Source organism: Corynebacterium sp. MSK041, assembly GCF_030232265.1.
Lineage (GTDB): Bacteria > Actinomycetota > Actinomycetes > Mycobacteriales > Mycobacteriaceae > Corynebacterium.
In genome coordinates this window covers 52,350-72,872 of the sequence record NZ_JASPJK010000012.1, presented here as the reverse complement: position 1 = coordinate 72,872, position 20,523 = coordinate 52,350, and the positions used below count along the sequence as shown (strand labels likewise).

At 58.9% G+C, this 20,523-nt stretch carries 20 protein-coding genes; 15 read left to right on the top strand and 5 right to left on the bottom strand.

Annotated features, from left to right (window positions below; genetic code table 11):
• Nucleotides 1-49: 49 nt before the first annotated feature.
• Both QP968_RS09510 and QP968_RS09505 read right to left on the bottom strand, forming a co-directional pair.
• Entirely contained in the window at nucleotides 50-250 is a 201-nt protein-coding gene (locus QP968_RS09510) for a hypothetical protein (RefSeq protein ID WP_284856158.1), read from the bottom strand.
• 52 nt (nucleotides 251-302) lie between these two features.
• Nucleotides 303-1,010, bottom strand: a complete 708-nt coding sequence (locus tag QP968_RS09505; protein WP_284856157.1) for a hypothetical protein — start codon at nucleotides 1,008-1,010, stop codon at nucleotides 303-305.
• Nucleotides 1,011-1,082: 72 nt separating this feature from the next.
• Between QP968_RS09505 and QP968_RS09500 the strand changes: the two genes are divergently transcribed.
• A complete protein-coding gene (locus QP968_RS09500; RefSeq protein ID WP_284856156.1) occupies nucleotides 1,083-1,574 on the top strand; it encodes a methylated-DNA--[protein]-cysteine S-methyltransferase in 492 nt (163 codons plus the stop codon).
• A complete protein-coding gene (locus QP968_RS09495; protein ID WP_284856155.1) occupies nucleotides 1,555-2,325 on the top strand; it encodes a fructosamine kinase family protein in 771 nt (256 codons plus the stop codon). The genes QP968_RS09500 and QP968_RS09495 overlap by 20 nt, the downstream gene beginning before the upstream one ends.
• 20 nt (nucleotides 2,326-2,345) lie before the next feature.
• Here the strand turns inward: QP968_RS09495 and nadE are convergent, their stop codons facing one another.
• Nucleotides 2,346-3,182, bottom strand: coding sequence for an NAD(+) synthase (gene nadE / locus QP968_RS09490; protein ID WP_284856154.1), 837 nt, complete (start codon nucleotides 3,180-3,182; stop codon nucleotides 2,346-2,348).
• Nucleotides 3,183-3,381: 199 nt separating this feature from the next.
• On the opposite strand from nadE, the gene ykgO reads away from it, so the two are divergent.
• From ykgO to QP968_RS09445, 9 genes are all read left to right on the top strand, one after another.
• Nucleotides 3,382-3,504, top strand: a complete 123-nt coding sequence (gene ykgO / locus QP968_RS09485) for a type B 50S ribosomal protein L36 (protein ID WP_034665258.1) — start codon at nucleotides 3,382-3,384, stop codon at nucleotides 3,502-3,504.
• Nucleotides 3,505-3,694: 190 nt separating this feature from the next.
• A complete protein-coding gene (locus QP968_RS09480; protein WP_284856153.1) occupies nucleotides 3,695-5,671 on the top strand; it encodes a vWA domain-containing protein in 1,977 nt (658 codons plus the stop codon).
• Nucleotides 5,672-6,006: 335 nt separating this feature from the next.
• Nucleotides 6,007-6,240 (top strand): glutaredoxin-like protein NrdH, encoded by a 234-nt coding sequence (nrdH, locus tag QP968_RS09475; protein WP_284856152.1) that lies wholly within the window; start codon nucleotides 6,007-6,009, stop codon nucleotides 6,238-6,240.
• 66 nt (nucleotides 6,241-6,306) lie between these two features.
• The gene (gene nrdI, locus QP968_RS09470) at nucleotides 6,307-6,837 is read left to right on the top strand and encodes a class Ib ribonucleoside-diphosphate reductase assembly flavoprotein NrdI (RefSeq protein WP_284856151.1); all 531 of its coding nucleotides are present in this window, start codon (nucleotides 6,307-6,309) and stop codon (nucleotides 6,835-6,837) included.
• A gap of 92 nt (nucleotides 6,838-6,929) precedes the next feature.
• Nucleotides 6,930-9,092, top strand: coding sequence for a class 1b ribonucleoside-diphosphate reductase subunit alpha (gene nrdE, locus QP968_RS09465; RefSeq protein ID WP_284856150.1), 2,163 nt, complete (start codon nucleotides 6,930-6,932; stop codon nucleotides 9,090-9,092).
• Between the two features lie 47 nt (nucleotides 9,093-9,139).
• A complete protein-coding gene (gene nrdF / locus QP968_RS09460; RefSeq protein ID WP_284856149.1) occupies nucleotides 9,140-10,144 on the top strand; it encodes a class 1b ribonucleoside-diphosphate reductase subunit beta in 1,005 nt (334 codons plus the stop codon).
• Nucleotides 10,145-10,546: 402 nt separating this feature from the next.
• A complete protein-coding gene (gene ctaD / locus QP968_RS09455) occupies nucleotides 10,547-12,256 on the top strand; it encodes an aa3-type cytochrome oxidase subunit I (protein ID WP_284856148.1) in 1,710 nt (569 codons plus the stop codon).
• 113 nt (nucleotides 12,257-12,369) lie between these two features.
• A complete protein-coding gene (gene serB, locus QP968_RS09450; protein ID WP_284856147.1) occupies nucleotides 12,370-13,620 on the top strand; it encodes a phosphoserine phosphatase SerB in 1,251 nt (416 codons plus the stop codon).
• Nucleotides 13,620-14,372, top strand: coding sequence for an aminoacyl-tRNA hydrolase (locus QP968_RS09445; protein ID WP_284856146.1), 753 nt, complete (start codon nucleotides 13,620-13,622; stop codon nucleotides 14,370-14,372). Before serB ends, QP968_RS09445 begins: the two co-directional genes overlap by 1 nt.
• On the opposite strand, the gene QP968_RS09440 is transcribed toward QP968_RS09445, so the two are convergent.
• Nucleotides 14,340-16,352, bottom strand: a complete 2,013-nt coding sequence (locus QP968_RS09440; protein ID WP_284856145.1) for an ATP-dependent DNA helicase — start codon at nucleotides 16,350-16,352, stop codon at nucleotides 14,340-14,342. The genes QP968_RS09445 and QP968_RS09440 overlap by 33 nt on opposite strands.
• Before the next feature lie 9 nt (nucleotides 16,353-16,361).
• A complete protein-coding gene (locus QP968_RS09435) occupies nucleotides 16,362-17,702 on the bottom strand; it encodes a nicotinate phosphoribosyltransferase (protein WP_284856144.1) in 1,341 nt (446 codons plus the stop codon).
• Nucleotides 17,703-17,790: 88 nt separating this feature from the next.
• Between QP968_RS09435 and clpS the strand changes: the two genes are divergently transcribed.
• From clpS to QP968_RS09415, 4 genes are read left to right on the top strand one after another with little or no spacing between them, the layout of a single operon-like run.
• Complete coding sequence (gene clpS / locus QP968_RS09430; protein WP_084576706.1) at nucleotides 17,791-18,117, top strand: ATP-dependent Clp protease adapter ClpS; 327 nt, start codon at nucleotides 17,791-17,793, stop codon at nucleotides 18,115-18,117.
• A gap of 28 nt (nucleotides 18,118-18,145) precedes the next feature.
• Nucleotides 18,146-18,685, top strand: coding sequence for a DUF2017 domain-containing protein (locus QP968_RS09425; protein ID WP_284856142.1), 540 nt, complete (start codon nucleotides 18,146-18,148; stop codon nucleotides 18,683-18,685).
• Between the two features lies 1 nt (nucleotide 18,686).
• The gene (locus QP968_RS09420; RefSeq protein ID WP_284856141.1) at nucleotides 18,687-19,709 is read left to right on the top strand and encodes a P1 family peptidase; all 1,023 of its coding nucleotides are present in this window, start codon (nucleotides 18,687-18,689) and stop codon (nucleotides 19,707-19,709) included.
• An 8-nt stretch (nucleotides 19,710-19,717) separates the two neighbouring features.
• Nucleotides 19,718-20,512 carry a rhomboid family intramembrane serine protease gene (locus QP968_RS09415; protein WP_502870935.1) on the top strand — a complete coding sequence of 265 codons (795 nt, stop codon included), beginning with the start codon at nucleotides 19,718-19,720 and terminating at the stop codon, nucleotides 20,510-20,512.
• The last annotated feature ends 11 nt before the right edge of the window (nucleotides 20,513-20,523 follow it).

Genomic DNA, 20,523 nt, shown 5'->3' with positions numbered 1-20,523 from the left:
AATCAAGATCACCGCATTATCCCAGGCTGCCCCGGGAATCCGTATCGGTTTATCCACACGAAATGTCCCTTAAGCCGCCATCCCCGGGTTCGGGGTGGGAGGCCACGAGGTGGGGGAATTCGGGGACAGCACCGTCGTCGCGGATGAAGGTGCTAAGAACCAGCCAGGCGTCATCGATCCCGGTTTCACCGTGCCCGTGCTTGGCGCCCGGCTTGAGCGGAATCCCGTACTGGAGGGGTTCTCCGTCCATGAGAACTTCAGCGCGATTTCTTGAACAGGGAGAACATAGTGACCTTTTTTCGTTAGTCGCGCTTCTTCATATTGGACAGGGCGTCGTCGAAGTCCTGCAGGAGCTTGTCCAAGGCATTGTCGCTGTCATTGCGGTCTTCGCTGAGGATCAGTCGGTGGGCTTCGATGATGCGGCCACCGAAGTGAGTGAGGCACACCGCGTAATCGATGTCGCCACCCTGGGTATTGGTGCCTTCGACGCACCGCCATTTCAGGTTGTTGGTGTCGTAATTTGTTTCGTCGTAGGTGTCGCCCTCGTCGGTGAAGACCTCAACTGCGCTGTCGTAGGCGCGCTTGAAACCCCTATCCGAGGGGGAGGTCACGGCCTCGTACTCATCGTTGAAACTCGGGATGTAGATGAAGCTCAGCACTCGCAGTGTCTTGTCGCTGTTGAACAGCTCAGCTTCAACGCGGTGCTCCTTCGGATCGCTCTCACCGCTTTCAACTTCCAGTCCGGGCAGCTGGTGTAGAGCGGTGAAGAAGCTGTTCGTGACGTAGCCGTCGTAGCGTTTTAAGTCATTGCTGGAGTCAGCGGAGTCAGTGGAGGAGGAGGCGCTTGTCGGCGTCTCCGTTTCAGTCGCTGTCTCTGCTTCCGCGGCAGTTGACTGGGTGGACATGGCGGTGTCGTCTGTGCTGGTGTCATCGACGGTGCATGCAGTGAGTGCAAGTCCCGCGGCGGCGAGGATCGCCATTGTGGCGTGGGTTACTTTTGTGCGTCTCATGTTTGCAACGCTATCAACATTTTGGTGAGGCTACAGCGGTGATGGGGGCGAGATCTCTATACGCTGGGGGCCATGGATGATCTGCGCTTTCACGAGATGCCATCGCCGATTGGCCGGCTGGGTGTGGTGACATCTTCTGATGACGTGGTCAAGGTGCTGTTTGAGTCGGACGAGATCGATGACGAGCGTGGACGCATCAGTGCGGCCAACGACGCACCACCCGCTGCACGCGAGTTAGCCGAATATTTTTCTGGGCAGCGGCGGGATTTTACTGTGCCGTTAGATTTCCGCTTCGTTTCAGGTTTCCGTGCGGATGTTCTGCGGGAACTAGTCCGCGTGCCATTCGGGGAGACCACGACGTACGGCGAGCTGGCTAGGAAAGTGGGCAACCCAAAGGCCGTTCGGGCAGTGGGGAGTGCGTGCGCGAACAATCCGCTGCCACTGCTCGTACCATGCCACCGAGTGCTGCGTGCCGATGGCACGCTTGGCGGATACCGCGGTGGGTTGGAAGCGAAATGTCTCTTGCTCGAATTGGAGGGTATCGATGAAGCAGGTGTTCACTAAACATGGCAGCGCGCCGGGTGCCGCAGCAGCGGAAGCGGGGTATCTGCGTTGGTTGCGGGAAGGCTCCGAGGCGGTGGTGGAGGTCCTCGCCCTCGACGAAGATGCCAACACCCTCACCATCGAATGGGTCGACAGTGTTCGCCCGACCGTGGACGCTGCGCGCCGGGCGGGGGAAGAGCTCGCCGCCATTCATGCGATGGGGGCGCAAGCGTTCGGCGCGCCGGCTGCCGGGTGGGACGGCCCTAATTTCATCGGACGTGCTCAGCAAGATTGCTTATCGACGTCTCGCTGGGCCCCCTTCTACACCGCCCAACGAGTCCTGCCATTTGCGATCAAGGCGCATCGGCGGGGGAATGTGAGCGGGGAAGGGCTCGTCGCTATCAAGCAAGCATGCGATGCACTGCTGGCTGAGGATGAAGATGCGCCACTGGCCCGCATTCACGGTGATTTGTGGGCAGGTAACCTGCTCTTTTCTTCGCGCGGGCCACGCTTCATTGACCCGGCGGCGCATGGTGGTCACCCGCTGACCGACATAGCGATGCTTGAGTTGTTTGGCGCCCCACATCTTTCCGCGATCATTGACGGATATATAGCGGCCGGCGGAAACCTTGGTCGGGACTGGGAGCCCCGCATCCCGATTCACCAGCTGCACCCCCTGGCAGTGCACGCGTACACGCACGGGCCGAGCTACGGGTCTGCGCTGGTTGGGGCGGCGGAAGAGACTCTCCGTGTGCTTGGTGAAAGCCGTTGAGGGGTGGTTAGTGTGGGCCTTTAGCGCCACCACGACTCTGTCGGACCAGGTGGAAGGTGGCGTTTGTGTTGGCCGACGTGCCACAGGTGCTCGAGTCGCTGTGCTGCGGCGTCGTCGACGGGTTTGCCTTCGAGGTAGTCGTCGATCTGTGCGTATGTCACGCCGAGGGCTTCCTCGTCGGGGAGGGCCGGGCGATCTTCCTCCAGGTCTGCGGTGGGGACCTTCTCCCACAAGCGTGGGTTTGCGCCGAGGTGCTTGAGCATGGCCGCACCTTGTCGTTTGTTCAGGCCGGCGAGAGGGATGAGGTCGGCGGCGCCGTCGCCGTGTTTGGTGAAGAAGCCAGTGATGTTCTCCGCCGCATGGTCGGTGCCCACGACGAGTAGCCCCCGTTCGCCAGCGATGGCGTACTGCGCGATCATGCGCATGCGGGCTTTGACATTGCCTTTGTTGAAATCGCCGAGTCCATCTACGCCGAGTGCATCCGCGACTGCCGTGGCCATGGCGGTGGTGGCGGGTTCAATATTTACTGTCACGGCCTCATCGGGTGCGATGAATGCGAGCGCCAATTGCGCGTCATCCTCATCGGCCTGCACGCCGTGGGGGAGGCGCACGGCCACGAATTCAGCTTCCACTCCCTCAGCACGCATTTTCTCGACGGCGAGTTGCGCGAGCTTTCCTGCGAGTGTGGAGTCCTGTCCGCCGGAGATGCCCAGGACGTAGCCAGCGGCGCGGGTTGTGCGTAGGTAATCAGCCAGGAAATCGACGCGCGCTTCGATTTCCGCGGCGACGTCGATAGTAGGCTTCACGCCAAGCTTGTTAGCGATCTCTTTTTGCAACTCTTCATCCCTCACAGACATAGCTGCCACTCTAGCGGTTTGGTTCAGGCGGAATGGTCGGGTAACATAGTGCCCCGTTGTACGGCTGTGCTCTGACCGGGGATTATTCCGGTGAGGGTGGAGTCGCGGAAGAGTATTCTTTCGCCTAATCCAAAACGTACTGGCTGTTCACTCGTAATGCGTGATGGCTGGCGCGGCTAGACACAGAAAGGAGCGCCCGATGAAGGTCCGCAATTCCCTTCGGTCGCTGAAGAACAAGCCGGGCGCTCAGGTTGTGCGCCGCCGCGGCAAGGTCTACGTGATCAACAAGAAGGATCCGCGCTTCAAGGCTCGTCAGGGCTAAAGCGTCCAGCTTTTTAGCTACACACCCCGCCACTTGGGTTTCCCGGTGGCGGGGTGTTGTTTTTCCTGCAAAACCTGTTGACCAACGGCGTGAACTCAAACACAATGGGTATGCGGAGTTAACCGTGACTTCATTTTTGCGCGTTAAATTTGCCTATTTACCTGTCCGACAACTTTTGAGGATCTTGCTTATGGATACGACGAAAAAGTACGCGTTCGGTGTGGTTTCGGTGCTCGCCGTAGCCGTGCTTCTGCTTTTCGGGGGACTCATCGTGCCGGGGGTGGCTACGGCGCAGGGGGAAAGTGGGGGAGGTGGTGTGAGTTCTAGTAAGGCTGCGCTGATTGTTGATGCGTCTGGGTCGATGCTGGATGCGGATGTTGACGGTGGGACTCGTATGGATGCGGCGAAGAAGGCGGCGCATGAGTTGGTGAATGATTTGCCGGATTCGGCGAATTTAGGGTTGTTGGCGTACGGGATGAGGGTGTCGAATGCGCCTGAGGATCATGCGCGCGGGTGTCAGGATGTTGAGACGTTGGTGCCTGTGGGCAAACTTGATCGGGACTTGTTGAATAGCAAGATTGATGAGATGACTCCGAGTGGGTATACGCCGATTGGTAATTCTTTGCGTGCTGCTGCCAAGGAGTTGGGGGACGATGGCGAGCGGACGATCATTTTGGTGTCGGACGGTATTGATACGTGTGCACCACCGCCGGTGTGTGAGGTGGCTAAGGAGCTTGCGGGTGAGGGTTTTGATCTGACCATTCATACGGTTGGGTTTAAGACTGATGAGGAGGCTCGTAAGGAGCTTGAGTGTGTTGCCCGGGTTTCTGGCGGTGATTTTTTGGAGGCGGATGATACTGCGTCGTTGGCTAAGTCGTTGAAGTTTTTGGCGCAGCGTTCTGCTGAGACGTATCAGACGGCGGGCACGTGGTTTGAGTATGCGGATACGCCTGAGGATGCGAAGTGGTTGGGGGAGGGCCGCTACCGCACGAAAGTAGATGTGCCCTTCAAGGGCGATCCCCGCGATGAAATGCCGTCGCGCTTTTTCAAGTTGGCTATTCCAGAAGGCCATCGTGCGATTGTGAGCACGGCGGTTCTTCCACAACGTCAGGCTTCGGGGCGCGCTAGGAAGGCTAACCTGCATGTCGTTGGACGTGACGTGCAGAACGCGAATGAAAACTGTTTATCGGCACTTGCATCCAATTTGGGTGTGGGCTCCACGTTTGGTTCGGGCTATCTCCCACCGGAGCCTGGTGTGCGAGTTATCGACCCGGAAGCGGGCGGTGAGAACTGTGACTCGCAGGAATGGATAGTGCCGACAAGTTTTTCATTGGTGAGTGGGGTGACAGATGAGCTGACCTCGGGTGCTGAGGCCGACGTGGAAGTGGTGATCGACTTCGAGCCGATTCTCGACGAGGCGCAAGTAGCTAAGTACCCAGCGCCCGATGCAACGAAGACTAATGAGGATGCCCCGCAGCTCGACTTCAATGGAGCGACCGACGTGAAGGGTGGCACGAGCTTCAGTACCGCTACCGAAGTGAAACCTGGCGCCTACAAGGATGCTTTGGTGCCCGGTGAGTACCGCTTCTACAAGATTCCTGTTGAGTATGGGCAGCGCCCAGTGGTGAATGTCCGTACTGGAGCGTCTGAGCGTCAAGCAGCGGACACACTCAACTTCAAGCTGTATTCACCGCTCCGCATCGATCATGGGAGTGATTCGCTCGTCTTCTATGACGAAAGCGACGAGGGGGCTATCGCTGGTGATGTGGTGAAATACCGCAACCGTGAGCTGCACGGAAAAAAGGACAGTCCTCGTGCTTACGCCGGTGCCTACTACGTGGGAGTGGCCCTTGACCAAGGAAAGGAAGACGACATCATGGGCGTGGAGCAGCCTTTTGAGATTGCCTTCGATGTCGTGGGGGAGAAAACCGATGGGCCGGACTGGCGTCCGACGGACAAGAATGGCCCGGAGCCGAGTGACACACCCCCTGGGGATCAGGCGAACAACAGTGCGGATGCGTCTGAATCCACGGAAGCTGCCCCGGCGCAGGAAGAGTCTGAAGGTAGCTGGCTGACCAGGATGGTGATGGCGGGAGTTATCGCCATTGGCATTCTGGTGTTGCTGATTGGTGTGGTGGCGTTGATTGCACGGTCCCGTCGTCAATAGCCCTCAATGCACGAGAGTTCTCCTCGACCCAGGTGTAACGGGGTCGGGGAGAGCTCTTTTTGGGGGAGAAAAACTAGTTTTTTGAATGAAATTCCATCGTTGTAAGCCTTTTTTACAGCATCAAGGACATGAATTGAACTACATGTAGGTGATTTCCCATCCCTATCCTGCGAATATCATACGTGTAACTACTACATGTAGTATGAGTTGCCAAAATATGGCACAACGTATAGTGTTGCCAAGTGTTCGCCTCCCCCAGGGGATGCGAGGAGAATTCGGTTCATTTTCGTCAGTTACTCCGTCAGCTATCGCCTCACAGAAAGAGATTCGCGGTTATGTCCATCACCCTTTACACCAAGCCGGCATGTGTTCAGTGCACTGCAACCAAGAAGGCTCTCGACCGTGCGGGTCTGGAATACACCACGGTGGATATCTCCATGGATGACTCCGCGCGTGACTACGTCATGGCACTGGGCTACCTGCAGGCACCGGTTGTTGAGGTTGACGGTGAGCACTGGTCGGGCTTCCGCCCAGACCGCATCCGCACTCTCGCAGAAAGCGTCGCTTAAGCTTCCGCACATTGTTTCCAAGCCGTCACTCGTTGGCGGCTTGAAGTATAAGAAAGGGTTCGGCAGATGTTGGTGGTCTACTTCTCCTCGGTGACGGGTAACACGGCCCGTTTTGTTGAGAAGTTGGGGTTGCCTGCCGCGCGGATCCCGCTGCGGAAGCTGGAGGGAGACCTTGTCGTCGATAAGCCTTACGTGCTTGTGTGTCCGACATATGGCGGGGGAGCGTCCTTGGTGAAGGGCGTGAACTCTCGCCCGGTGCCCCCTCAAGTCATCCGTTTTCTGAACAATGAGCACAATCGCAATCTTCTGCGTGGCGTGATCGCCGCGGGCAATTCGAATTTTGGTCCGGATTTCTGTCTGGCAGGAGATGTGATTTCTGCGAAGACCGGCAAACCATACCTCTACCGCTTTGAGCTGATGGGTACGGAAACTGACGTGGAGTATGTGCGCGACTCCTTGCTGGAACAGTCGGCTGAACTGGGGCTTGAACCGCTCACTGCCGCTGAAGAAGAAGCACTCGAGCAGCGCAAGGCGCAACCAGCAAATGAGAATGCTGAAAGACTTGCGCGGCTGCGTGCACGCTATCAAGCTGTGTGAGTAGCGTCGCTTTGAATGACTCTGAACAAACCTTCAAACCAAGCATCACCTGCTTGATTTAGCCACTATTTAAAAAAGAAAGGCCGCCCATCGTGTCCGAAAATCTGGGAAAATCCGTCGCTGAGCCGGTGAACAAGGAGGATCAGCTTGACTTCCACGCGTTGAATGCGCTTTTGAATCTGTATGACGAGAACGGTCAGATTCAGTTTGATAAGGACCGGGAAGCTGCCAACCAGTACTTCTTGCAGCACGTTAACCAGAACACCGTCTACTTCCATGACTTGGAAGAGAAGATGGATTACCTGGTGGAGAACAAGTACTACGAGCCTGAGGTTATTGCTCAGTACGACTGGGATTTTGTGAAGTCCACGTTCAAGCGTGCGTACTCCTATAAGTTCCGTTTCAAGTCCTTCTTGGGTGCGTACAAGTACTACACCTCGTACACGCTGAAGACGTTTGACGGTCGCCGTTACCTGGAGCGCTTCGAGGATCGTGTCTCCATGACTGCACTTTTCCTCGCCGACGGCAACGAGGAGCTCGCTTCTTCGCTTGTCGACGAGATTATGACCGGCCGCTTCCAGCCAGCAACCCCGACCTTCCTGAATGCGGGTAAGGCGCAGCGCGGCGAGCTCGTGTCCTGCTTCTTGCTGCGTATTGAGGACAATATGGAGTCCATCGGTCGCGCGATTAACTCCTCCCTGCAGCTGTCCAAACGTGGTGGCGGCGTGGCGTTGCTGCTGTCCAACATTCGTGAGACGGGTGCGCCGATTAAGCGGATTGAGAACCAGTCTTCTGGTGTTATCCCCGTGATGAAGCTGCTGGAGGACTCCTTCTCCTACGCTAACCAACTCGGTGCCCGTCAGGGTGCTGGTGCGGTGTACCTCAATGCGCACCACCCGGACATCCTGAGCTTCCTGGACACCAAGCGTGAGAACGCGGATGAGAAGATCCGTATTAAGACACTGTCTCTCGGAGTGGTCATTCCGGACATCACCTTTGAGCTGGCCAAGCGCAACGATGACATGTACCTGTTCTCCCCGTACGACGTGGAGCGCGTCTACGGCGTGCCGTTTGCTGATATCTCGGTGACGGAGAAATACGAGGAGATGGTCGAGGACCCGCGTATCCGCAAGTCCAAGATTAATGCACGCCAGTTCTTTCAGACGATTGCGGAGATCCAGTTTGAGTCCGGCTATCCGTACATCATGTTCGAGGACACGGCGAACAGGGCGAACCCGGTCAAGATTGGCCGCGTGAACATGTCCAACCTGTGTTCCGAGATCCTTCAGGTGAACACTCCGTCGGAGCTCAATGATGATCTGACGTACCAGGAAGTGGGTCAGGATATTTCCTGCAACCTGGGTTCCTTGAATATTGCGATGGCGATGGACTCAGATGACTTCTCCAAGACTGTGGAGACCGCAATCCGTGGCCTCACAGCAGTGGCGGACAAGACCTCGATCGATTCGGTCCCGTCCGTGCGTGAAGGCAATAATGCTTCGCACGCCATCGGCTTGGGTCAGATGAATCTGCACGGCTACTTGGGCCGCGAGTACATCCACTACGGCTCGGAGGAAGGTCTTGACTTCACTAACGCCTACTTCGCCACGGTGATGTACGAGTGCATCAAGGCCTCCCACAAGATTGCTGTGGAAAAGGGCCAGGCTTTCGACGGTTTCGAGCGCTCTGAGTATGCCACCGGCGAGTTCTTCGACCGTTACAATCCGGAGGACTTCCAGCCGAAGACGGAGAAGGTCAAGGAGATCTTCGCTAAGTCGAACGCAACGCCTCCGTCTGCTGAGGAGTGGGCGCAGCTGAAGGCTGATGTTGCACGTGACGGTATCTACAACCGTTACCTGCAGGCAGTTCCGCCGACGGGCTCGATTTCCTACATCAACAACTCGACGTCTTCGATTCACCCAATCGCGTCCAAGATCGAGATCCGCAAGGAAGGCAAGATCGGCCGCGTCTACTACCCAGCGCCGCACATGGACAACGAGAACATCGAATACTTCACCGATGCCTATGAAATTGGGTACGAGAAGATCATCGATACCTATGCGGTGGCAACGAAGTACGTGGACCAGGGCCTGTCGCTGACCTTGTTCTTCAAGGACACGGTGACCACGCGTGATCTCAACCGCGCGCAGATTTACGCTTGGCGCAAGGGCATCAAGACGCTGTACTACATCCGTCTGCGCCAGATGGCTTTGGAAGGCACTGAGATTGAGGGCTGCGTGTCCTGCATGCTCTAGGCTGCTTTTCGACGAATTAAACCCCCTGCTTTTCGCACTACGAGAGGATGATCTGCGTGACCTACGCGCATGAGTACGACGAGTACTTGGCCGAGCATGACAAGCCGGTGAAGGCCATTAACTGGAACTCCATTCCTGATGAAAAGGACTTGGAGGTCTGGGACCGACTGACTGGTAACTTCTGGCTGCCAGAAAAGATTCCGGTGTCTAACGATATTCCGAGTTGGCGCACGCTGACGGACGATGAGAAGACCGCGACGATGCGTGTGTTCACCGGCTTGACGCTCTTGGACACGATTCAGGGCACGGTCGGTGCGGTGTCGTTGCTGCCAGATGCGATGTCGCTGCATGAGGAAGCAGTGTTCACCAACATTGCGTTCATGGAGTCCGTTCACGCTAAGTCCTACTCCAACATCTTCATGACGTTAGCGGATACGCCAGCGATCAATGATGCGTTCCGCTGGTCAGAGGAAAACGAGAACCTGCAGCGCAAGGCCAAAATCATCCTGAGCTACTACGAAGGTGATGATCCACTGAAGCGCAAGATCGCCTCGGTGATGCTGGAGTCCTTCCTCTTCTACTCGGGCTTCTACCTGCCGCTGAACTGGTCGGTGCATTCTAAGCTCACCAACACGGCTGACATCATCCGCCTGATCATTCGTGATGAGGCGGTGCATGGCTACTACATCGGCTACAAGTACCAGCAGGCTTTGCGCAAGGAGTCGCAGGAGCGTCAGGATGAGTTGAAGGAGTACACCTTCGACTTGCTGTATGACCTCTATGACAACGAGTGCCAGTACACCGAGGACATTTACGATCCGCTGGGTTGGACCGAGGATGTGAAGCGCTTCCTGCGCTACAACGCGAACAAGGCTCTGAATAACTTGGGCTACGAGGGTCTGTTCCCGGTGGATGAGACGCGTGTGTCGCCGGCGATCCTGGCGTCCTTGTCCCCGAATGCGGATGAGAACCACGACTTCTTCTCTGGTTCGGGTTCCTCCTATGTTATTGGCAAGGCCGAGGACACCCAGGATGATGACTGGGACTTCTAACTGACAATTGCCTGACGGCCCCGTGTGTATTTCAACACGCGGGGCCGTCTTTGGCTCTACCTATTCCGGGGTTAGTTGAGTCGGGTGAAAGGTGCTCAGGCGGAGTGAACTGGGGGTGAAAACGCACACCGCACTCACCTGAAGAAGCAGGTGATAAGACAATTGCGTTTGGGTGGAGCTGTGTGCTCCCGTGATAAGGGGCAAGGGTGGGGGGAAGCTGGAGCATGTCTGGCTTTTCACTGGGGTTGGGGGATAAGATGAAGCGGTATTAGCTGCGCTCTATCTATGGCTGATTCGTTGTGGACCCCTAAAGGAGACCGCAAAGGAAATCGAGCTATAGGTGCGGTCCGGAAAACCTGCCGGCTCGTTGCGTGGTTGAGCATGACAATCAGGAGGAAACGAATGACTGCTGTGGCACCGCGGCTCGATAATGACGCCGTGAATGTTGCACCTTCCCGGCCAGAGCCAACCGGGAAGGCACGTAAAGGTACCCGCTTCTGGGACCTCATGACCACCACGGACCACAAACAACTGGGCATTTTCTACATGATTACGTCCTTTATTTGGTTCTTCCTTGGTGGCCTCATGGCGCTGCTGATCCGCGCTGAGCTTTTCAACCCGGGTCTGCGGTTCCTGTCCAATGAGCAGTTCAACCAGCTGTTCACCATGCACGGCACCGTGATGCTTCTGGCATTCGGTACCCCGATGGTGTGGGGTTTTGCTAACTTCATCCTGCCGCTGCAGATCGGCGCGCCGGATGTTGCTTTCCCGCGTTTGAACGCCTTTGGTTTCTGGATCACCACCGTCGGTGTTATTGCAATGCTTGCTGGCTTTGCTACTCCGGGCGGTGCAGCTGACTTCGGCTGGACCATGTACATGCCGCTGGCAGACGCGATCAACACCCCGAGTGTTGGCGCTGACCTCTGGATCATGGGTGTGGGCGCAACCGGTATCGGTACCGTTGCTTCCGCCATCAACATGGTCACCACGGTTCTGACCCTGCGTGCACCGGGTATGACCATGTTCCGTCTGCCGGTGTTCACCTGGACGATCTTCGTTGCGTCCATCCTGGCGCTGCTGATCTTCCCGCTGCTGCTCGCAGCTGCTCTCGGTGTTCTGTACGACCGTAAGCTCGGCGGCCACATCTACGATCCGGCTAACGGTGGCGCTATCCTGTGGCAGCACCTGTTCTGGTTCTTCGGCCACCCTGAGGTGTACGTCTTGGCTCTGCCGTTCTTCGGCATTATCTCCGAGATCATCCCGGTCTTCTCCCGCAAGCCGATCTTCGGCTACATCGGCCTGGTCTTCGCAACCCTGGCTATTGGTGGCCTGTCCATGGCTGTGTGGGCGCACCACATGTACGTGACCGGCGCGGTCCTGTTGCCGTTCTTCTCGTTCATGACGTTCCTGATTGCTGTTCCGACCGGCGTGAAGTTCTTCAACTGGGTGGGCACCATGTGGAATGGTCACCTGACGTTCGAGACCCCGATGCTTTGGTCCATGGGCTTCCTGTTCACGTTCCTCTTCGGTGGTTTGACCGGTATTATGCTGGCTTCCCCGCCGCTGGACTTCCAGCTCTCTGACACCTACTTCGTGGTTGCTCACTTCCACTACACCCTGTTCGGCACCATCGTGTTCGCCACCACCGCTGGCATTTACTTCTGGTTCCCGAAGATGACGGGGCGCATGATGGATGAGCGCTTGGGCAAGATCCACTTCTGGCTCGTGTTCATCGGCTTCAACATGACCTTCCTGGTTCAGCACTGGCTGGGCAACATGGGTATGCCGCGCCGTTACGCTGACTACCTGGACACGGACGGCTTCACGCTGCTCAACCAGATCTCCACGGTTGGCTCCTTCATCCTGGGTATCGGCTTCCTGCCGTTCATCTGGAACGTGTACAAGTCCTGGCGCTACGGTGAGATCGTCACTGTTGATGATCCGTGGGGTTACGGCAACTCCCTCGAGTGGGCAACTACTTGCCCGCCGCCGCACCACAACTTCACCTCGCTGCCGCGTATCCGTTCTGAGCGTCCGGCCTTCGAGCTGCACCACCCGCACATGGTTGAGGCCATGCGCCGTGAGGCTCACACTGGCCACCACGACGCCTAAGGGCTAAACGCAGCCCCGCAACGGGTGCTGCAGTGTGACTCCTGATCGAAGCCCCATTCCACACAGACCGTGTGGAATGGGGCTTCGTGCTGTCGTGGGGTAGTTTCAATCTCATGACTTATGAGGTGAGCCTTCAGCCCGGACTTGAATCAGCCGTCATCACATTGACGGGAGCGGATCGTCCGGGTGTTACCGCGGCGTTCTTCGCGGTGTTGTCGCAGCATGGTGTGCAGTTGCTTGATGTGGAGCAAGCCCATTTCCGTGGGTATCTTGCGCTGGCAGCATTCGCCGGTGTGAACCTCTCGATAGCGGACGCGTTGCGCCGTGATTTGGAGTCTGCACCAGAGCTGTCGGATCACACAGTGCGGATTGATACGGAAGAGGACAAGCTGTCTCCGCAGCGCAAGCGTTCCACGCACGTTGTGGTGGTTCTGGGTGATCCGGTGACGGCGGAGGCTGTCTCGGAGATTGGACGCACACTGGCGGACTTCGGGGCGAATATTGACCGTATTCGTGGGATCTCCGATTACCCGGTGACGGGCCTGGAGTTGTCCATCACCATCCCGGGTACGGGCGATGAGGTGAGCCACACTGTGCGCCAAGCTCTGGCGGAGCTGACTTCCGGCTTGGGTGTGGATATTGCGATTGAGCGTTCTGGTCTGGCCCGCCGCTCGAAGCGTTTGGTGTGCTTTGATTGTGATTCCACGTTGATCACCGGCGAGGTCATTGAAATGCTCGCGGCGCATGCCGGCCGTGAAGCTGAAGTCGCCGAGGTGACGGAGCGTGCAATGCGCGGTGAGCTCGACTTTGAGGAATCCCTGCGTGAGCGCGTGGCTACCCTAGCGGGCTTGGATGCGTCGGTTCTGGATGAGGTTGCACGCGACATTGTGCTCACACCGGGCGCGCGCACTACGATTCGCACGCTGAAGCAAATGGGTTACCGCACCGCGGTTGTCTCCGGTGGGTTCATTCAGGTTCTGGAGCCGATGGCGGAGGAGCTAGATCTTGATTATGTCCGTGCGAACACACTGGAGATCGTTGACGGGAAGTTGACGGGCCGGGTGATTGGGAAGATCGTGGATAGGCAGGCGAAGGCGGAGTTCTTGGCGGAGTTTGCTCAGGATTCGGGCTTGCGCATGTCCCAGACTGTTGCGGTGGGCGATGGTGCGAATGACATTGACATGCTCACAGCCGCGGGCCTGGGTATTGCGTTCAACGCGAAGCCGGCGCTGCGCGAGGTTGCGGATACCTCGGTGAATCACCCGTTCTTGGACTCGGTGCTGTACATCATGGGTGTGCCGCGCCATGAAATCGATGTGCTCAATGAAGAGCAGGGGATCGACGGTAAGGTCGCGCTCGATTAATGCCAGAGCAGGAGCTTATCGACGCCTACCGTACCCTCCACTCCGCCATGCAGGATCCCGCGCGGGGCGGTGAGGACCCAGCGGATCCAGCGACAGTGCAGGCGATGCAAATTGCCCTGCACATTCCGAAGCAGGATCCGCCGAAGCGCGGGGATGTGCTTACCGCGGCAGCGCAGGCCGTCGTGGCGGTGTGCATGGACCCGCGTGCTGGGCGCGAGGGTGCGTGGCGTGACAGCCTGGTTGGTTGGTACGGCCGCCGCATCCGGAAGATCGCCAGACGTGCTCGTGGTGCGAGTTGGGATCACGTGCAGGGGTTGCCAGGATGTACGGCAACGCATGGCACTGCCCAAGCTCGCGCGTTCATCCCATCCGCGGTGGGAGATGTCCCGCATGAGATCACCAAGCTTCAGATCAAGGGGACGGATCTGCTTCACGATGGTGGGGAAGTGCCCACGGCGGAGCAGATTCTCACCGCACCGGTACCAACGGTGATGATCAATGACTCGTTGAACATGTCTGTCGGTAAAGCAGCGGCCCAGGCCGGCCATGCCTCCATGCTGCTGGCGGCGGCAATGGAGGAGGATTGGGTGCTTTCTTGGGTGCAGGCGGGCTTCCCGCTCGTGGTGCATGAGTTGCCGGAAGGTATTTTCAACGAGGTCATCGCGGATAGAGGAACCATCGTCGTGCAGGATGCAGGTTTCACTGAAGTGGCGCCTGGATCAGTGACGGCCGCTGCCGTCCGAGGACACTAGGCGCTTAAGAGCGGCCCGGACGACCTCAGGGTCGGTGGTCTCCCAGAAGTCCGGCAGGGATGCGCGGAGGAATTGGCCGTAGCGCTTGGTAGCTAGACGGCTATCCAGGATGGAGACCACGCCGCGATCGCTGGTGCTGCGCAGCAGGCGGCCTGCACCTTGGGCGAGCAACAAAGCAGCATGGGTGGCAGAGACTTCCATGAAACCGGAGCGGCCAGCAGCATCAGCAGCATTCGATCGGGCCTGCAGGAGCGGATCATCCGGGCGAGGGAACGGAATACGGTCAATGATCACCTGGGACAGGGACTTCCCGGGAACATCCACGCCCTGCCACAGACTCAGGGTGCCAAAGAGGCACACGTTCTCACTCGCCGCGAACTTGTTCACCAATGCGCCGATGGAATCATCGCCCTGCACGAGAATGTCGAAGGGCAGTTTCTTACGTAGCGCATCGGCTGCTTCGACCGCAGCGCGTTTCGACGAAAACAGGCCCAACGTCCGCCCACCCGCCGCAGTGATGAGCTCGGCCATCTCCGTGATGGTGTCCTCACTGAGACCATCGCGGCCTGGCGGAGGAAGGTGTTTAGCCACGTAGAGAATCCCAGCCTTGCGCGGATCAAACGGGGTGCCGGCATCCAAGGACTCCCAGCTGCCGTTAGGCAGGCCCCAGGCAGAGGCCATCGCGCGGAAGTTGCCGCCCACCGTGAGAGTGGCGGAGGCTAGCACGACGGTTTGCTCCCCGAAGAGGTTGTCCCGCAGCAGAGTGGACACAGACAGCGGCGCGACGGAGACGGAATCGGAGGTGTCGGAATACCGCTCCACGCGGGTCAACCACACCACGTCAACATGCTTGGACGGATCCGCCTCATCAAAGACTTCGAGGATGCGCACGATGGAATCATGCAGTTCAGCTAGGTGGTTCTTGAGGTTCTCGCGCTCGGCGAAAGTCTCCGGATCATTCGTGGCTTCGCCCTCAGGCCCACGGGAGATGGCATCCCGAGTGCGCCACAGTGCATCACGCACACCGGCGAAGGATGCGCGGGCGGGGTCAGAGATGGTTTCCCAGCGGCCGGGGGTTTCGAGGGCGAGGACGGCGGTGAAATCGTCGATAAGCGATTCAAGCTTGCTTTGCTCTGTCTTGGCCTTGAGCTTGCCGGCGCGGCGTGCGGCGAGCGTGAGCGCGCGAGCGGAGATTTCATTCGTAGCCACAGAGGTGACGCGGCCGTCGAGTTCGTGAGCCTCATCGATGATGACAGCGCTGTGTTCGGGTAGAACATTGATCTCGCTCATAGCGTCGATCGCGAGCAGCGCGTGGTTGGTGACCACGATGTCCACGTCCTGCGTGCGGCGGCGAGCGGCCTCGGCGAAACACTCCTCGCCGTGAGGGCAACGGGTGGCGCCGACGCACTCAGCAGCGGTGACCGACAGCTGACGCCACGCCTGATCCGGCACACCGGGCTCAAGATCATCGCGGTCGCCCGTTTCCGTCTCATCCGCCCACTCGTAGACGCGCTTGATGTGGCGGCCGAGCCAGGAGACCTCTTCTTCGTCGATAAGCGCTTCATCTTGCTGCGGATCCACCGCGAGCTTATTCAGGCACAGGTAATTCGAGCGGCCCTTCTGAATAGCGAAGGTCGGCGTGCGGGCGAGCAGCGGATCAAGCGCTTCAACGAGACGCGGAAGATCCCGCTCCACCAGCTGCCGCTGGAGCGCCAACGTGGCGGTGGACACGATCACCGTTGTATCCGTGGCCTGCGCGTGACGGATCGCGGGAACGAGGTAGGCCAGCGACTTACCCGTACCCGTACCAGCCTGCACAGCAAGGTGGCGCTCATCTGTCAGAGCCCTCGTGACGGCCTCTGCCATAGCCACCTGACCGGGGCGCTCCGCTCCGCCGAGGGCCTCCACCGCAGCAGCAAGCAGCTCCTGCGTGCTCAGCGACAGCGGATCCTGGCCGTTAGTCTCTGTGTTTTTGTCCACTCGTGCCCGTTAGCTTTCAGGGAAACCGATGAAGCGAGTCCGAATCGCCGGTTCATCCCGCGACAACGCAAGACCCTCCCACGGCAAAGTTTCACGCTGCTTAGCCAGGTGGGCGCGAGTTGCTTCGAGGTCATCCAGCCCATCGACGATCTCCCCATCACGCATGAGCGGGACAACGAGTTGGCGGTAATCCAAGGAAGTTGGGTTCTCCGGCACGTTGTCCAGCGGGTATACGATTTCCTCCACGGCGACACCAGATCCGCGGTAGGTGCGCACTGCGCCCTTCGCGCCGCCCTTCATCTGCTTGCCGGAGGAACGCTTTGCCACGGGCACACCGTCCACCTCAACGAGCTTGTATACCATGCCAGCGGTGGGTGCGCCGGAACCAGTGACCACGGACGTGCCCACACCATAGCCATCCACTGGGTCAGAGCGCAGACCGGCGATGGTGAACTCATCCAGGTCAGAGGACACGATGATCTTGGTGTTGTACGCACCTAGGTCATCCAATTGTGCGCGGACCCGGCGCGACATGATGCCCAGATCACCGGAGTCAATGCGTACACCGCCCAGTTCCGTGCCGGCGACCTCGATGGCATTGGCCACGCCTTGGGTGATGTCGTAGGTGTCTACCAGCAAGGTGGTGTCCACGCCGAGGGATTCAATCTGGGCCTTGAACGCGGCCTTCTCATTCGGCGTGCCGTCCGGATTGGTGTGCAGCAACGTCCATGCGTGCGCGGCAGTTCCGGCGGCGGGGATGCCGTAGCGCAGGGAGGCCTCCATGTTGGAGGTGGAGGAAAAACCAGCGATGTAGGCCGCGCGCGCACCGGTGACAGCAGCTTGCTCATTGGTGCGGCGGGAGCCCATCTCCATGATCGGGCGGCCATCAGCGGCCGTGACCATGCGGGAAGCGGCGGTAGCAACGGCGGAGTCAGCGTTGAGGATAGACAGGATGACTGTTTCCAGGATGCAGCATTCCGCAAAGGTGCCGCGCACGGTGAGGATGGGGGAGTACGGGAAGTACAGTTCGCCTTCCTTATACCCGTCGATCTGCCCGGTGAAGCGGTAGTTGCGCAGGTAGTCCTTCGTTTCCTCGCTCAAGAAATCGGCGGTGGCAATCTGATCTTCGGTGAAACGGAAATCGCGCACCGCCTGGATCAGGCGTCCAGTACCAGCGACAACACCGTAACGGCGCTCATTGGGTAGCTTGCGCCCGAAAACCTCAAAGACGCACTCGCGTGAATGGGTGCCATCTTTCATGGAGGCATCGAGCATGGTCAGCTCATACATATCCGTCAAGAAAGCTGTCGACGGCTGCTGGGATGTGGACGCGGACTCAGACTGTGTCATGCACACAACACTAGTCGTAGGTGCTGCGAGTGGGGCCAGCGCTCGTCCGGACCATTCTGGGATTGAGATGTTTAGTATTCTTGGCGCCATGAACGGTGTCACACATGAGGTCCGCTTGGGGTCCCCCATGGCCACGCCCGAGTTGGACGAGGCGATTGAGATCAATGTTGAAACAGCAGAGAACCTGCCGTGGATGTGCATCGTGTGGGATGACCCGGTGAATCTGCAAAGCTACGTCACCTACGTTTTCCAAACCGTGCTGGGGTATAGCCGCAAGCGTGCACAGGAACTGATGATGCAGGTGCACACAGAAGGCAAAGCCGTGGTCTCCTCAGGCGAGAAAGATAAGGTCGAAGGCGATGTGAAGAAGCTGCACACCGCTGGCCTATGGGCAACCATGCAGCAGGCCGGCTAAGACTGGCTTTAGAGGGAGGACAGACAACATGCAGCCGTGGCGGCGCAAGAAAGGGCTCAGGCGGAGCCCGCGGTTTAGCACCGTGTTTGATCCGATGGAGCGGGAAGTGATCGGTGATCTCACCGCTACTGTCTCCGAGGCACTCATTCAGCGGGCGCAGTCCGCGCCGAAGGATGAGCTGGCGGAAATGATGGGCATGGCCGCTGGCCACACAGAAGCGCCGACGGATCCTTCCCTGGCGCGTCTCCTCCCAGATTTTGAGCGCGAGGGCGATGAAGAGTTCGATGGGGATAATGCGCTGCTGCGTTCCCTGCATGAAACCGACATCATCAAGGCGAAGCTGACTAACCTGCAGGTGGTCAACGCGGCGCTGGGCCCCACCGGTGGCGTTGCCGTCACCATCGAGGAGCATGAGGCGGAGCAGTTCATCGCGGCGCTCAATGACATGCGGTTGTACGTCTCGGCGGCGGAAGCACCGACGGAAGCTGCGGAGCAGGACCAAGCCAACCTGGTGGAGTGGCTCGCTTACTGCCAGCATTCACTGCTGGAAGCCTTGATGGGGGAGTGACGTGGCTTCGGGCGCAGCGTGGCACATCACGCCGGTAGTCACGGAGTTCTCTGTGCCGGGCCTCAAGCTCGGCCATTGTTCTTTGGGGGACACAGGAGTTACCGCGGTCGTATCCACGGATAGCGCCGGCGCACTCGGTGCCGTGGATGTGCGCGGGGGTGGCCCCGGTACCCGTGAGACGGATTTGCTGGATCCGCACAACAGTGTTGAACGGGTCCACGCCGTCGTACTCGCTGGCGGTTCCGCATTCGGGCTAGCCGCCGCTGATGGCGCCATGCGGGAGCTGGAAGCTCGTGGTGTTGGCTTCCCCGTTTTCGGTGAAGATAATCCAGGCCCGCGCGTGCCCATCGTGCCTGCCGCCGTCATCTTTGATCTCATCGTGGGTGACCCGAACCACCGTCCCGGCGCTGAGGATGGTGTGGCAGCCGTCCGCGCCGCCCTCGATGGTGAACCTGCGGATACCTCCGGCACGGTCGGGGCGGGCTGCGGCACTTTGGCCGGGGTGTTGCGTGGTGGTTTCGGTCGTGCACAAACCACAGTGGTAAGCGCCGACGGGGACAAGGAGTACATCATCGCCGTGGCAGTCGTGGCCAATCCCCTGGGAAGTCCGATTGACCCAGCTACCGGCAGGTTCTACGGCGATCCCACCCGTCCGCCGGTGGACACGCAGGCCTTCGCCCAGTTGGAACGCCCCACCCCGAAGTTGAACACCACCATCGGCGTCGTGGCCACCACCTGCCCTTTGCCGCCCGCGCAGCTTGAGCGCCTAGCCATGACCGGCCACGACGGCTTGGCGCGCGCAGTGCGTCCCGCGCACTCACCGCTCGACGGAGACACGCTTTTTTGCTTATCGACGGCCCAACAATCCCCCACCACCATCCCCGACCCCGACCTCCTGTACACCCTGTGCGACGCCTCTGCCCGATGCGTGGAAGCAGCGATCGTGGATGCGGTGGCCTCCGCTGAATCCGGCTACGCCGTGACCGCCTGGGCCGACATCCTTGCATCAAAGCCATTAAGCTAAGCCGCACCATGAGCAATTTTCCCCCTTCCGGCCCGTACCCCGGCAACCAGTACAGCAGCCAGCACAGTAACCAGTACGGCAACCAGTATGGTCAGCCGTTTGGCGCATCCAACGGTGGCCTGCCTACTCGGCCGTCCTACCCTGGGCAGCCCACACAACCACGCCATCCACGGCAGAAAACTCGAGGCAGTCAGATGCGTCTGGGGTTGATGTATGCGATGGGGTATGTGGCGCTCATCTGGGCAGTGCACATCATCAACGTGTTCCTTTTCGGTGGTGCCTTAACCGCGTTTGGCATCCATCCCCTGGATACGTCGTCCCTGCCCTTCATTTTCACCTCGCCGATCCTGCACGCGAATTTTGAGCACCTCATGTCCAACACGGTGCCGGGGGCGATCTTCGCTTTCCTCATTGGCTATTCCGGTAGCAGGGTCTTCTGGGAAGTCACCGCTTTCGTCGTGGGCATCGGGGGCCTCGGCGTGTGGCTGTTAGGCGGTATTGGCACGAACCATATCGGCGCATCCATGCTGGTGTACGGCTGGTTGGGGTACTTGCTGGTGCGTGGCATTTTCAACCGCTCTGCGTCACAGATTGTGCTCGGTGTTCTACTAGGCCTGTCCTACTCCGGTTTGGTGTGGGGTGTCTTGCCGTTGACACCAGGGGTGAGCTGGCAGGCGCACCTCTTTGGGGCGCTCGGTGGAATAGCCGCCGGCATCTTCATCACTTCTGATGATCCACCAGCGTTGGCAGCCCGGAAGCAGCAGAAGAAGGCGATCAAGCAGTCCGCGCGGAAAGTTCGCTAGACAACTTCCTC